The following is a 13,857-nucleotide window of genomic DNA, read 5'->3' as shown; positions in this document are numbered from 1 at the left end:
GGCCAATGTGGGAGCAGGCAAGCCAGCTCCCACATGTTGATCTTCATCCGGTCAGATGCTTTGGCGCAATCTAGCCAAATCCCTCAACGGCGGCGCACCAAACAACCGGCTGTATTCGCGGCTGAACTGTGACGGGCTTTCATACCCCACGCGATACCCCGCCGCCGACGCTTCCAACCCTTCGGCAATCATCAACCGCCGCGCTTCCTGCAAGCGCAATTGCTTCTGGTACTGCAACGGGCTCATGGCGGTAATTGCCTTGAAGCGGTGGTGCAAGGTCGAGACGCTCAGGTTCACTTCCCTGGCCAAGTCGTCGATGCGCAGCGGTTGCTCGTAGTTGCTGTTCAACCACTTGATCGCCTGGCTCACTCGGTGGCTCTGGCTGTTGGCAACGGCAATTTCATACAGCCGATAACCCTGCGGACCCCGCAACAGGCGATAAAGAATTTCCCGATTGATCAGCGGCGCAAGCATGGCGATGTCTTTGGGCGTATCCAGCAACCGCGCCAGGCGCAGCACCGCGTCGAGCAGCTGGTTGTCGATGCGGTCGACGTACATGCCACGGGAGGTCGGGCGCGACGGCACACCCATCGGGCCGGCTTCCGCGATCAGCGCAGTGAGTTGGGCCGGGTCGATGTTGATCCTGATCGACAGGTTGGGGTCTTGCGGCGTGGCCTCCATGATCCGGCCAGCCACCGGCATCGCTACCGAGAACACCAGGTAATTGAGCGGGTCGTAGGCGAACACTTCATCGGCGAGGCGCACTTCCTTGCTGCCGCTGGCCAGAATGCACAGGGCCGGCTCCACCAGTACCGGCATGAAGTCGCGCGGTGCGTTGTGGCGGTTCAGGTACAGCGAGGTGATTGCCGTACCGTAGGAGCCGTCTTCCCAGGTATGCCGCTGCACAATGCTCGCCAGTTCGGCGCGCTGCTTTTCCATCTCGGCATCGAGGGGGAGGGATCGGGGTTCGGGCGACGGCATGGGGCGTCCTCTACAGGCTACTTCGATGGGGTCAGCTTAGCGGCGGCCGTGCAAACAGTGTTACGTCGATTCTGCACAATCCTTGCCTGATCCTGCGACACATCGTGAATCAGGCAATCGTGGGGGCTGTCATCTCCCTGAAACAAGGCGGTTGCCCTTGGAATAAATGCCGGGGCCAAACGTCCTATCTGCGCTTCTCGCAGGATTGTGCAATAAGCCAGCAGGAATCGACTAACCGCGCCCGCACCCGCGCCGTTATCTTTGACCCTGTGGCAACACGCCCCCACAGTGCTTGCCGAGCATCACTTCTCAACGGGAGAGTCGAACATGTCCACCCCCATTCCCGCGAGCCATATGGCCTTTATCCGCGCCCGCACCGGGTGCAGCACCGAACTCGGTGCACGCTTGAGCAGTTTGATCGAACCGGGCCGCCAGGCTCAGGGTTGCCTGCAATTCTCGTTGCAGCATTCCCAGGTCGACCCTGATGTCTGGCTGGTCTCGGGCTTCTGGAGCAGCGAGCAGGCGATGAGCGCCTACTTCAATTCTCCGGCCCTGATGATCTTTACCGAGCTGTTGAACGACATGGTGGTTCGCAGCATGGACTTCCAGACCTTTACCGATGCCTCAGCCGCCAATGCCTATGGCGAGTACCTGCAACTCGCCGGTTAGGGTTTAGAATGGCCGACTTTCCATTGGCTAGGACCTGCAACATGGCACGTAAACAATTTGCTCACCACGAAGCCGTTTCCGCCGTCGTACCCGGAGAAGGTGGCTACAGCGCCGCCGTTGCCGTCAAGGCACTCGATGGCATGGGCGCACCGCGGTTTCACAAGATCCTTGATGGGCAGACGTTCAAGACTGCTTCTGATGCGGATGATGCCGCTACTGTGCAATTGGAGCGATTGGTCGATGTGGACCAAGAGGGTCAGCTGACCTGGGCAACTGCCGAAAACTAGGGAACGCTGCCGATCCCACATTTAGAGCTCATTCCATTCAGGGTTTTGTGGCACCAGGGCGATACATCTTGAACAGCGCCTCAGGCCCCAGCTGGAAGTAATCCGCCGGCCCGCCGCCACGTAAAATCGGCTCGGCGGCGGCGGTGTCGTAGATGCCATCCTTGAGCAGCCACTTGGCGATATGCACCGCGACCACCTCGCCCAGCACCAGCCAGCTCGGCACCAGCGCCTTGTCGGCACGCTGCAGTTGGATAATCTGCGTCACCTTGCACTCGAACGACACCGGGCTCTCGCCCACCCGAGGCACGCCAACGATCTTCGAAGCCACCGGCGTCAAGCCGGACAACTCGAATTCGTTTACCTCTGGCGATACGGCGGCGCAGCTCTGGTTCATCTGCTCGGCCAACGGGCGGGTCGCCAGGTTCCACACAAACTCGCCGTTCTGCTCGATGTTGTTCAGGCTGTCTTTGCGTCCGACACTGGAAAACCCAATGATCGGCGGAATGTAGTTGAACGCATTGAAGAAGCTATAGGGCGCCAGGTTCAAGCGGCCTTCGCTGTCGTGGGACGAGATCCAGCCGATCGGCCGTGGACCGACGATGGCATTGAACGGATCATGGGGCAGGCCGTGGCCGTTGGCGGGTTCGTAGAAATGGATATCGTCGGACATGGCCGGGTTCTGTTCTCAATTCTCGGGAGCACATCATACCCAATGTGGGAGCGGGCTTGCCCGCGATAGCTTTCGGTCAGTGAATACAACTTCGACTGAACCACCGCTATCGCGGGCAAGTCGAATCGTCGCACCGCCGCTCCCACATTTTTTAGTCCGTGGTGATACGCGAGTGTTTGCGCGTGTCTTTCATCGTCACGTAGACCACCAATGACACCGCAATACACGCCGTCACATACCAGTAGTAACCGGTTTCCATGCCGATGCTCTTGAACCACAGCGCGATGTATTCAGCGGTACCGCCGAAGATCGACACCGTCAGGGCATACGGCAGGCCCACACCCAGGGCGCGGATTTCGGTCGGGAACAGCTCGGCCTTCACCACGGCGTTGATCGAGGTGTAGCCGCTGACGATGATCAGGGCTGCCATGATCAGGAAGAACGCGCCCCACCAGCTCTGGATGGTGTGCAGGGTGGTGAGGATCGGCACGGTGAACAGCGTGCCGAGGATACCGAAGGCGATCAGGATTGGCCGACGACCGACTTTATCCGACAGCCCGCCGACGATCGGTTGCAGGCACATGAACAGAAACAGCGTCGCCGCCGAGATGGTGGTGGAGTCGGAAATGCTCATGCCGACGGTGTTCACCAGGTATTTCTGCATGTAGGTGGTGTAGGTGTAGAACGCCAGGGTACCGCCCATGGTCAGGCCGACCACGGTCATCAGTTCCTTGGGGTGGCGCATCAAGGTGCGCATCGCGCTTTCCTTGGCTTTTTCCTTCTTGGTGAACGACTCGGTTTCTTCCATGCCGCGACGCAGGTACAGCGCGACGACTGCGCACAGGGCGCCGATGGCGAACGGGATACGCCAGCCCCACGCGTACAGCTGCTCGGTGGTCAATACCTGTTGCAGCACGATCAGTACGGCCAGGGCGATGAGCTGGCCCGAAATCAGGGTCACGTACTGGAAGCTGGAGTAGAAACCACGACGTTCCTTGGTTGCCATCTCGCTGAGGTAAGTGGCGGAGGTGCCGTATTCGCCGCCGACCGACAGCCCCTGCAGTAAACGGGCAAACACCAGCAGGATCGGCGCACCGATGCCAATCATTTCATAACCCGGGCTCAGGGCAATCAGCAGCGAGCCGAAGCACATCAGGTAGACCGAGGCCATCAGGGCTTTTTTACGCCCGACTTTGTCGGCGTACAGGCCCATCAGCCAGCCACCGATCGGGCGCATCAGGAAACCCACAGCGAAGATCGCGGCGGTGTTGAGCAATTGGGCGGTGGTGTCGCCTTTCGGGAAGAAGGCTTTGGCGAAGTACAGCGAGAAGGCGGCGTAGACGTACCAGTCGTACCACTCGACCATGTTGCCGACCGATCCGCTGAAGATCGATTTGATCCGGCTGGACGTGGTGCGTGCTTTTGCCGGCGCAGCCGCCGACCCCAGAGGCAGGGAGTTGGAGTTATCCATTGAAGGATCCTTCATCTAATTGTTTTTGTGGAGCGTGCTTGAGCACTGCCTGGCTTGGGCTATAGCAGGAGCTGTGCCAGGTAGATGAAGGCCCGGAATAGAAGGGTTACAGGATTTTTTTGAGCGGAAAGTCGCTGATGTTTTTCAGGTGATGAGCGGAAAACCGCTTATGGACACGGGCCTCATCGCAGGCAAACCAGCTCCCACATTGGAAATGTATTCACAGTTCAAAATGTGGGAGCTGGCTTGCCTGCGATGGCGGCCTGAAGGTCGCTAGAGAAACATCTCCCGCACCAACCCATGCCGCTGCATCTTTTCATTCAAGGTTCGCCGAGGCAGTTGCAATTCCGCCAGCACCGCCTTGATATCGCCCTTGTGCCGCGCCAGCGCAGCTTTAAGGCAATGCGCTTCAAACGCCTCCTGCTGCGCCGCCAACGATTGTCCGGCCTCGACGCCTTCCGGCTCCGGCTCGCCAAGGCCAAGTACCTGGCGCTCGGCGACGTTGGCCAATTCACGCACATTGCCCGGCCAGTCATGGCTGAGCAGGCGCCCCAATTGCGCAGCGCTCAGTGGTTCAACACGGCGGCCCAGGCGTTCGGCGGCGCTCTGTGAGAAGTGGTCGAACAGCAACGGGATATCTTCCCGGCGCTCACGCAAGGGCGGCAGGCGCAATTGCGCGACGTTCAATCGGTAGGCCAAGTCTTCGCGAAAGCGCCCGGCGCGGGCCTCTTCCAGCAGGTCCGGCTTGGTGGCGGCGATGATGCGCAGATCCACGTGGATACTTTGGTTGGAGCCCAGTCGCTCGAGCTTCTGCTCCTGCAACACGCGCAGCAGTTTCACCTGCTGGGCCAGCGGCATGCTTTCGATTTCATCGAGGAACAGCGTGCCGCCGTGGGCGTATTCCAGTTTGCCGATGCGCTTGCCCTGGGCACCGGTGAATGCGCCGCTTTCGTGGCCGAACAGCTCGGCCTCGAACAACTGCTCGGGGATTGCCGCGCAGTTGAGTGCCACAAAGGGTTTTTTCGCCCGTGGGCCGAAGTCATGCAGGCAACGGGCAACCAGCTCCTTGCCACTGCCGGTCTCGCCACGGATCAGCACATTGACCGGCAGGCTCGCCAGATCCAGCACCTGGCGGCGTAGGGTCTGCAACCCTCGAGACACGCCTAAAAGGGTCGACTCCAACTGTGCGCGATGATCGGCCTGTTGGTGCAGACGACGGTTTTCCAGGATCAAGCCACGCTTGTCCAGGGCGCGGCGCAGGCTGTTGAGCAGGGCGTCGGGGCTGAAGGGTTTTTCCAGGAAGTCGTAGGCACCGTCGCGCATGGCGTCGACGGCCATCGGCACATCGCCGTGGCCGGTCAGCAATATCACCGGCAAATCCGCATCACGGCGCTGCACCTCGGCCAACAGTTCCAGGCCGCTGAGACCCGGCATGCGTACGTCGCTCAGGATCACCCCGGGAAAGTCCTTGGGCAGTTTCGCCAGGCATTCTTCGGCGCGGCTGAACAACTGCACCTCAAACCCAGACAGGCTCAACCACTGCTCGACCGCCGTACGGATGCTGGCTTCGTCGTCGACCACAATCACCGCGTTCAACATAGGTCGGGCGTCTCCAGCGCGATAGGCAGGGTCAGTGTGAAAACCGCGCCGTCGCCACGGTTGGCGGCGACCAGGCGGCCGCCCAGTTCGTGCACGATAGCGTAGGACACTGCCAGCCCCAAGCCGAGCCCGTCACCCACCGGCTTGGTGGTGAAGAACGGGTCGAACACGCTGTTCAGGTGTTCTTCGGCAATCCCGCCGCCGCTGTCGCTGACGGTGAGTTGCCACAGTTGTTCATCGGCGTGCAGGCGGATTTCCAGACGTTTGCGTGGTTTGTCGGCCATGGCGTCGAGCGCGTTGCGCAGCAGGTTGATCAGCACCTGTTCCAGGCGGATTGCATCGCCACGGACCCAGGCGGGGCGGGTCAGGTCCAGCACGACGCCGATGGCTTCATCACGCAAGCGTGCGTCGAGCAGGTGCAAGGACTGATCGACCACGGTGGCCAAGTCCAGGCGCTCACGCAGGCCGCTCGGGCTTTTGCGCGCGAAGGTCTTGAGGTGGCCGGTGAGCGCGGCCATGCGCGTGAGCATGTCGTCCAGCGGCGTGAGCGCCTTGTAGGCGTCGTCGACGCGGCCGTGATCCAGCAGCAGGCGCAAGGTGGCCAACTGCATGCGCTGGGCCGTCAGCGGCTGATTGATTTCATGGGCGAGGGCGGCGGACATTTGCCCCAGTGCCGCCAATTTGGCCGACTGCACCAGGCCATCCTGGGCGGTGCGCAGCGCCTGGGTGCGTTCTTCCACCAGTTGCTCAAGCTCTTCGCGGCTGCGCTGGCGCAGGCGAGCCAGGCGCCAGCGTTGGGTCAGGAACAGCACCAGGAACACCAGCGCCAGCCAGGAGCCGGCGGCGGCGAGGCCGGCGTTGCGCTGGTCCTCAAAAGCGAACTGCGGTTTACGCAGCAGGTGCAGGGTCCAGCCTTCGGCCTTCAGCGGCAGGGATTCCCAAATGTAATTGGCGTTACCGTCCGGGCCGTTGACGCGCATCAAGTGGCTGTTTTCGTCAAAGCGTTGCAGCGTCTGGGTGTGCAGCGGCTGCAGGTGTTTTTTGTCGTATTGGCGGGTGGCCTTGAGTTCGGCGAGATCGCTGGCCGACAGCGGCCGCAGGTTGCGATAACGCCAGCCCGGTTGATTGGCGATAAACACGATGCCACGCGCGTCGCTGACCAGCAGCAGGTCATTGCCCTGGGCCCACTCACGCTCAAGTTCGGGGAACTCCAGCTTGACCACCATGGCGCCCAGGAACTGTTCGTGCTCATCCACCACGGCGCTGGAGAGAAAGTAACCCGGTATGCCAGTGGTCACGCCGACCGCGTAAAAACGCCCGGTGCCCTGGCTCAGGGTCTGGCTGAAATACGGCCGGAAGGCGTAGTTATGGCCGACATAGCTGCTCGGCAGGTTCCAGTTGCTGGCGGCAACGGCGAGGCCGGTGCGGTCCATCAATTCCAGGGTGGACGATTGCGCGGCACCGTTTATGCGTTCGAGCTTGCGGTTCAGTACGTCCTGGGTTTGAGCATCCACCGGCCTTTTCAAGGCATTGATCATCTCCGAGTCCAGTGCCAGCACAGCCGGCAGTGCGCGGTAGCGTTCGATCAGGGTATGCAGTGAGTTGGCATACAGCGCGAGTTGCTGATTGGCACGGGCCGCATCGTCCACCAAGGCCTGGCGTTCAGCATGGCGTGTGGCCAAGGCCGCGGCCAGCACCGCACCGGCGATGATCAGCAAGGAATAGAAGGTCAGGCGCAGGGGGCGAGGAATCACGATCATACGGTGATGAGCAGGCGCAGAAAGGGGAGTGCACCATAGCATGCACGACGTTAATGTTGTGGCGAGCAAGCCCGCTCCCACATGACCGAGTTCACCATGACAAAACAGTCGGCCATAAAAAGGCGACTGGGCCATGAGCCGCAGTCGCCTTTGTCCCCGCGAAGGAAGCGCTTACTGCACTTCCACCGCCAGGCTTTCACTGATCTTTTTCTGCCAGATGGCAGGACCGGTGATGTGCACGGATTCGCCCTTGCTGTCCACCGCAACGGTGACCGGCATGTCTTTCACGTCGAACTCGTAGATCGCTTCCATGCCCAGTTCGGCGAAGGCGACAACGCGCGACTTCTTGATGGCTTGCGCCACCAGGTAAGCAGCACCGCCCACGGCCATCAGGTACACGGCTTTGTGGTCCTTGATCGCTTCAATCGCGGTAGGGCCGCGCTCGGATTTGCCGATCATGCCCAGCAGGCCGGTTTGCTCGAGGATCTGACGCGTGAACTTGTCCATCCGCGTTGCGGTGGTCGGGCCAGCCGGGCCAACCACTTCTTCGCGCACCGGATCAACCGGGCCAACGTAGTAGATGAAGCGACCCTTGAGGTCCACTGGCAAGGTTTCGCCCTTGTTCAGCATCTCGACCATGCGCTTGTGCGCCGCATCGCGACCGGTGAGCATCTTGCCGTTGAGCAACACGGTCTCGCCCGGCTTCCAGCTCTGCACTTCTTCCGGGGTCAGGGTATCGAGGTTGACGCGACGGGCCGATGGGCCAGCTTCCCAGACGATTTCCGGGTAGGCGTCCAGCGGTGGCGCTTCCAGCGACGCCGGGCCCGAACCGTCGAGCACAAAGTGTGCGTGACGGGTGGCGGCGCAGTTGGGGATCATGCACACCGGCAGCGAGGCGGCGTGGGTCGGGTAATCCATGATCTTCACGTCGAGCACGGTGGTCAGGCCACCCAGGCCCTGGGCGCCGATGCCCAGTTGGTTGACCTTCTCGAACAGCTCCAGGCGCATCTCTTCGATACGGTTCTGCGGGCCCCGCTTTTTCAGCTCGTGGATGTCGATGGATTCCATCAACACTTCCTTGGCCATCACGGCGGCTTTTTCGGCGGTACCGCCGATGCCAATGCCGAGCATGCCCGGTGGGCACCAGCCGGCACCCATGGTCGGAACGGTCTTCAGTACCCAGTCGACGATCGAGTCGGACGGGTTGAGCATGGCCATTTTCGACTTGTTCTCGGAACCGCCGCCCTTGGCCGCCACGTCCACTTCCACGGTGTTACCCGGGACGATGGAGTAGTGGATGACCGCCGGGGTGTTGTCCTTGGTGTTCTTACGCGCACCTGCCGGGTCGGCGAGGATGGATGCGCGCAGGACGTTTTCCGGCAGGTTGTAGGCGCGACGCACGCCCTCGTTGATCATGTCGTCCAGGCCCATGGTGGCGCCATCCCAACGTACGTCCATGCCCACGCGCACGAACACGGTAACGATACCGGTGTCCTGGCAGATCGGGCGATGGCCGGTGGCGCACATGCGCGAGTTGATCAGGATCTGGGCGATGGAGTCACGGGCCGCTGGCGATTCTTCGCGCAGGTAGGCTTCGTGCATGGCCTGGATGAAATCAACCGGATGGTAGTAGGAAATGAATTGCAGGGCGTCAGCAACGCTCTGAATCAGGTCGTCTTGCTTGATCACGGTCATGAGTCGCGCTCCTCTATAAGGGAACATTCAATAAGGTGGCTTCAGTGGGGTGCATCGGTCGGCTGAAACCACCTTTCCAAGGCACGCCACTGGTGCAGGCGCGACGCTAAAAAGGCGCGGCAGTATAACCCGACACGGTGGCCGATACACCCGACTATGGTCAAACTGTCGCAGGCATGATTCCCTGTGTGCGCCTCTTGTGATTGAGTCCTTATATGCCTGAACTGTACGTCGGCGAACGCCATTGGTCGGTATCTACCGGCATAAACCTGCTGGATGCCCTGAACCAGGCAGGTGTGGCTGTGCCTTACAGTTGCCGCGCTGGGAGCTGCCATGCCTGCCTGGTGCGTTGCCAAGGTGATGTCGAGGACAAGCAACCCGAGGCCTTGAGCCCGGCGCAACGCCAGGATGGCTGGCGGTTGGCCTGCCAATGCCAGGTCAGCGCGGACCTGCGCGTCGAGGCGTTTGACCCGGCGCGTGACGGTTTGGCGGCTCAGGTGGTCGGTGTCGATTGGTTGAACCCAACCGTGCTGCGCCTGCGCTTGCAGCCGGAGCGTGGCCTGCGTTATCGCGCCGGGCAGCACCTGGTGTTGTGGGCGGGGCAGGTGGCGAGGCCGTATTCTCTGGCGAGTTTGCCCCAGGAAGATGCATTCCTGGAGTTTCATCTCGACTGCCGCCAGCCTGGCGAATTCAGTGATCTAGCCCGGCAGTTGCAGGTTGGCGACCGCCTGCGTTTGGGCGAATTGCGCGGCGGCGCGCTGCAATACGACCCGGACTGGCAATCCCGACCGCTGTGGCTGTTGGCCTCCGGTACCGGGTTAGGGCCGTTGTGGGGTGTATTGCGTGAGGCGCTGCGCCAGGATCATCAGGGCGACATTCGCCTGATTCACCTGGCCCATGATACTGAAGGCCATTATCTCGCCGAGCCCTTGGGGGCGTTGGCTGCGCAGCATCCCAACCTCACGGTGGAGCTATGGACGGCGGCCGGGTCGGCACAGGCATTGGCGCAACTGCGGCTTGTTTCGCGGCAAACGCTGGCTTTACTCTGCGGACACCCCATCAGCGTAGAAGCCTTCTCAAAGCGCTTGTTTCTGGCGGGACTGCCGCGTAATCAACTGCTGGCCGATGTGTTCCTGCCCCGTGGTTGAGCGCTGAACTCTACAGCCGCGAGATCTGCCATGACTGACGCTATCCTGCAGCACCGTGAACGCGGGCTGCTGATCCTGCAGCTCAATCGTCCCGAGAAGAAAAATGCGCTGACTCGGGCCATGTATACCCAGTTGGCCGAGGCGTTCGAGCAGGCCGATGCGGACGCGGATATCCGCTGCGTGCTGATCCAGGGCAGCAGTGGCTGTTTCACTGCGGGCAACGACATCGGCGACTTTCTCGAACAACCGCCCAGCGACCTCGATAGCCCACCGTTTCATTTCATGAAGAGCCTGCTCAACTGCCGCAAGCCGGTGATCGCCGCGGTAGCAGGTGCAGCCGTGGGTATCGGTACAACCCTGCTGCTGCATTGCGACCTTGTGTATGTCAGCCGTGATGCGCGATTGCGCATGCCGTTCGTCAATCTGGGGCTGTGCCCGGAGTTTGGTTCGAGCCTGATCCTGCCGAGGTTGTTGGGGCACGCCAAGGCGGCTGAGTTATTGCTGCTGGGCGAGGGCTTCAGCGGCGAACAGGCGGCGGCGTTGGGGATTGCCACCGAGGCGTTGTGCAGCGGTGAGGCGGCGTTGGCCAGGGCGCGGGAAATGGCCGAGCGGTTTGAAACCCTGGCGCCGGGGGCGGTGCAGGTGACCAAGCAACTCATGAAAAGTGTGGATCGCGAGCAATTGCGGCAGGTGATTGAGGAGGAGGGCGCGTTGTTTACCCAGCGATTGAGGTCGCCGGAGGCGATTGCGGCGTTGTCGGCTTTCATTTCTCGCTAATGAATGTGCGTTGACTGCGCTGGCGCTATCGCAGGCAAGCCAGCTCCCACATTGGAATGCGATCCACTGGGGGAGCCGGGCTTGCCCGCGATGAGGCCCTCAGGGCACTACAAAACCCACAGGCATAAAAAAGCCCCGAACCAGTCGGGGCTTTTTCACTTACCGGTCACTCAGACCATTGGGTCGCCAACGTGCAGTATCTTCATGCCGTTGGTGCCGCCGATGGTGTGATAGCTGTCGCCCTTGGTCAGGATGACCCAGTCACCTTTCTCCACGACGCCGCGCTTGATCAACTCGTCGATGGCCGCCTGGCTGACTTCATGCGGTGGCAACGAAGCCGGGTCGAACGGGACGGTGTACACGCCACGGAACATGGCCGCGCGGGCCTGGGTTTCGCGGTGCGGGGAGAACGCGTAGATCGGCACCGACGAACGGATGCGCGACATGATCAACGGCGTATAGCCACTTTCGGTCAAGGCGATGATTGCCTTCACACCCGGGAAGTGGTTGGCGGTGTACATGGCGGCCAGGGCGATACTCTGGTCGCAGCTTTCGAACTCTTTGCCAATGCGGTGGCTGGAGGTCTTGCTGGTGGGGTGCTTTTCGGCGCCGAGGCAGATACGCGCCATGGCTTGCACAGCTTCCAGCGGATACGGGCCCGCGGCACTTTCAGCCGAGAGCATCACGGCATCGGTGTAGTCGAGCACAGCGTTGGCTACGTCGGACACTTCGGCGCGGGTCGGCATCGGGTTCTGGATCATCGACTCCATCATCTGGGTCGCTACGATCACCGCTTTGTTGTGGCGGCGCGCGTGCAGGATGATCTTCTTCTGGATACCGATCAGTTCGGCGTCACCGATTTCCACGCCCAGGTCGCCACGGGCAACCATCACTGCGTCGGAAGCCTTGATCAGGCCGTCGAGGGTTTCGTCATCGGCCACAGCTTCGGCGCGTTCGATCTTCGCCACCAGCCAGGCAGTACCGCCGGCCTCGTCGCGCAGCTTACGTGCGTATTCCATGTCGGCGGCGTCACGCGGGAACGATACCGCGAGGTAGTCCACTTCCATTTCGGCGGCGAGCTTGATGTCGGCCTTATCTTTTTCCGTCAGGGCCGGGGCGGTCAGGCCACCACCGCGACGGTTGATGCCTTTGTGGTCGGACAGCGGGCCGCCAATGAGCACGGTGCAGTTCAGCTCAGTTGGGGTGGCGGTGTCGACGCGCATGACCACGCGGCCGTCGTCCAGCAGCAGTTCGTCACCGACGCCGCAGTCCTTGACCAGGTCCGGGTAGTCGATGCCGACGACGTCCTGGGTACCTTCGGTCAGCGGGTGGCTGGTGGAGAAGGTGAATTTGTCACCGATCTTCAGCTCAATGCGCTTGTTGGCGAATTTGGCGATACGAATTTTCGGGCCTTGCAGGTCACCCAGCAATGCGACGAAGCGGCCATGCTTGGCGGCCAGGTCACGCACCAGCTTGGCGCGAGCCTTGTGCTCGTCCGGGGTGCCGTGGGAGAAGTTCAGACGGGCGACGTCCAAACCAGCCAGAATCAGCTGTTCGAGGACTTCCGGCGAGTTGCTGGCCGGGCCAAGGGTGGCGACGATTTTGGTGCGACGGACGGACATGCACAGACTCCTGAGTTCAAGCGCTGGGGAAGGCTACTATGCTCTTTCGTTGTAGTCATTGTTCGTTTGCACTACTTATCGACGATTGACTTGTTTTCGCTGCGGCTGAATACGAACATCCTTGAAGATTTTCGACGATGGGTCGATACACTGCACAAGACAGGAGAACCCTCATGCGAATTTTGCTCATTGCTGCCCTGGCCGTTAGTGTTGTCGGCTGCACCCGCTGGTCGATGGACCACCATTTGAACAACGCCTACCGCGCCTACAAGGTCGGTGATTGCGAGCGCGTTACCCTGGAATTGTCCCAGGTCGACCGAGAAAGTCGTACCCGGCGTTATGTACAGCCGGAGGTCTCGATGTTGCGGGGCCAATGCCTGGAACGGCAAAAGCTGTTTGTCGACGCGGCACAGACTTATCAATTCATCATTAATCAGTTTCCGTCGAGTGAGTACGCCTACCGTGCTCGTGCGAGGCTCGATACCCTGCAACAACTGGGGCATTACCCCGGAGCACGCGTCGCCCAGCCGCGCCCAGCCTCTCTATGATGATATTCGTCATTTCATAACTGGCCCGTTGTCAGTCTTGAGCTATCCTTTGGATGTTCGTTTGTACAAGTTTCTATTCAAACGAATGCAGGTCCGGACTCGGCGGCCGTCCAGCGGCAAATATTGCCTGTTGTCGCACCGAGATCCAGGGAGAGCGAGCGGTTTTCTCGTTCCGAATCACTGGCACGGCCGCAGTCATGGCCATTGGATGGCGATCTCACCATGTTTACCGACCGACGGATTGAGCGGCATCAGTTGCCTTACTTTCTGCAAGTGTTTAACCGGCGCACCGATAAGCCCATCGGCTTCTTGGGCAATGTCTCGGAAGATGGGCTGATGTTAATCAGCCAATTGCCCATGATGGTCGACGTGGACTTCGAGCTGCGCTTGAAGATTCCCAATGCTGACGGCACCTTCCATCCAATCGATCTGACAGCAACCTGCCTGTGGAGCCACGAGGATATCAACCCGCAGCAGTACGATTCAGGTTTCAGTGTGCTCCACGCTCCCGAGGAATATGGGCAACTGATCAACGTGTTGCTGCACTACTTCAGTTTTGATCCCTTGCAGGCTTCGGCCTAGACACAGTGCATTGTCTACCCGGTTTGGGTGGAGTGCCCCTGCCGTGTG

13 protein-coding genes are annotated in these 13,857 nt (G+C 60.9%); 6 read left to right on the top strand and 7 right to left on the bottom strand.

All coding sequences use genetic code 11. The features are described 5' to 3' along the window. Positions 1-51: 51 nt before the first annotated feature. Positions 52-981, bottom strand: coding sequence for an AraC family transcriptional regulator (locus AB4O35_RS00140; protein ID WP_065873625.1), 930 nt, complete (start codon positions 979-981; stop codon positions 52-54). Between the two features lie 327 nt (positions 982-1,308). Between AB4O35_RS00140 and AB4O35_RS00135 the strand changes: the two genes are divergently transcribed. Continuing rightward, positions 1,309-1,650 (top strand): antibiotic biosynthesis monooxygenase family protein, encoded by a 342-nt coding sequence (locus AB4O35_RS00135; RefSeq protein ID WP_049711718.1) that lies wholly within the window; start codon positions 1,309-1,311, stop codon positions 1,648-1,650. Positions 1,651-1,691: 41 nt separating this feature from the next. Further along, positions 1,692-1,937, top strand: coding sequence for a hypothetical protein (locus AB4O35_RS00130; protein ID WP_065873624.1), 246 nt, complete (start codon positions 1,692-1,694; stop codon positions 1,935-1,937). Positions 1,938-1,974: 37 nt separating this feature from the next. Here AB4O35_RS00130 and AB4O35_RS00125 read toward each other — a convergent pair whose 3' ends face one another. From AB4O35_RS00125 to AB4O35_RS00105, 5 genes are all read right to left on the bottom strand, one after another. Further along, positions 1,975-2,607 carry a flavin reductase family protein gene (locus AB4O35_RS00125; protein WP_065945798.1) on the bottom strand — a complete coding sequence of 211 codons (633 nt, stop codon included), beginning with the start codon at positions 2,605-2,607 and terminating at the stop codon, positions 1,975-1,977. Between the two features lie 151 nt (positions 2,608-2,758). Then, positions 2,759-4,078 (bottom strand): MFS transporter, encoded by a 1,320-nt coding sequence (locus tag AB4O35_RS00120; protein ID WP_065873622.1) that lies wholly within the window; start codon positions 4,076-4,078, stop codon positions 2,759-2,761. 273 nt (positions 4,079-4,351) lie between these two features. Continuing rightward, a complete protein-coding gene (locus AB4O35_RS00115; RefSeq protein WP_065873621.1) occupies positions 4,352-5,677 on the bottom strand; it encodes a sigma-54-dependent transcriptional regulator in 1,326 nt (441 codons plus the stop codon). After that, positions 5,671-7,437, bottom strand: a complete 1,767-nt coding sequence (locus AB4O35_RS00110) for an ATP-binding protein (protein WP_065945799.1) — start codon at positions 7,435-7,437, stop codon at positions 5,671-5,673. Before AB4O35_RS00110 ends, AB4O35_RS00115 begins: the two co-directional genes overlap by 7 nt. A 171-nt stretch (positions 7,438-7,608) precedes the next feature. Then, positions 7,609-9,132 carry a fumarate hydratase gene (locus tag AB4O35_RS00105; protein WP_010208051.1) on the bottom strand — a complete coding sequence of 508 codons (1,524 nt, stop codon included), beginning with the start codon at positions 9,130-9,132 and terminating at the stop codon, positions 7,609-7,611. Positions 9,133-9,347: 215 nt separating this feature from the next. Between AB4O35_RS00105 and AB4O35_RS00100 the strand changes: the two genes are divergently transcribed. Then, a complete protein-coding gene (locus AB4O35_RS00100; RefSeq protein WP_065910335.1) occupies positions 9,348-10,280 on the top strand; it encodes an iron-sulfur-binding ferredoxin reductase in 933 nt (310 codons plus the stop codon). Positions 10,281-10,310: 30 nt separating this feature from the next. Next, positions 10,311-11,057 (top strand): enoyl-CoA hydratase-related protein, encoded by a 747-nt coding sequence (locus tag AB4O35_RS00095; protein ID WP_065880979.1) that lies wholly within the window; start codon positions 10,311-10,313, stop codon positions 11,055-11,057. 170 nt (positions 11,058-11,227) lie between these two features. Here AB4O35_RS00095 and pyk read toward each other — a convergent pair whose 3' ends face one another. After that, a complete protein-coding gene (gene pyk, locus AB4O35_RS00090; RefSeq protein WP_065873617.1) occupies positions 11,228-12,679 on the bottom strand; it encodes a pyruvate kinase in 1,452 nt (483 codons plus the stop codon). Positions 12,680-12,852: 173 nt separating this feature from the next. Here pyk and AB4O35_RS00085 point away from each other — a divergent pair, with 173 nt between their 5' ends. Then, on the top strand, positions 12,853-13,227 hold the full coding sequence (locus AB4O35_RS00085; protein ID WP_065880980.1) for a tol-pal system YbgF family protein: 375 nt from the start codon (positions 12,853-12,855) through the stop codon (positions 13,225-13,227). 222 nt (positions 13,228-13,449) lie between these two features. Beyond that, complete coding sequence (locus AB4O35_RS00080; RefSeq protein WP_065873615.1) at positions 13,450-13,809, top strand: PilZ domain-containing protein; 360 nt, start codon at positions 13,450-13,452, stop codon at positions 13,807-13,809. The last annotated feature ends 48 nt before the right edge of the window (positions 13,810-13,857 follow it).

It is taken from the genome of Pseudomonas sp. H1_A03, from assembly GCF_054685145.1.
Note: the sequence above shows the minus strand (reverse complement) of the source record. Positions and strands in the feature narration are given on the sequence as shown.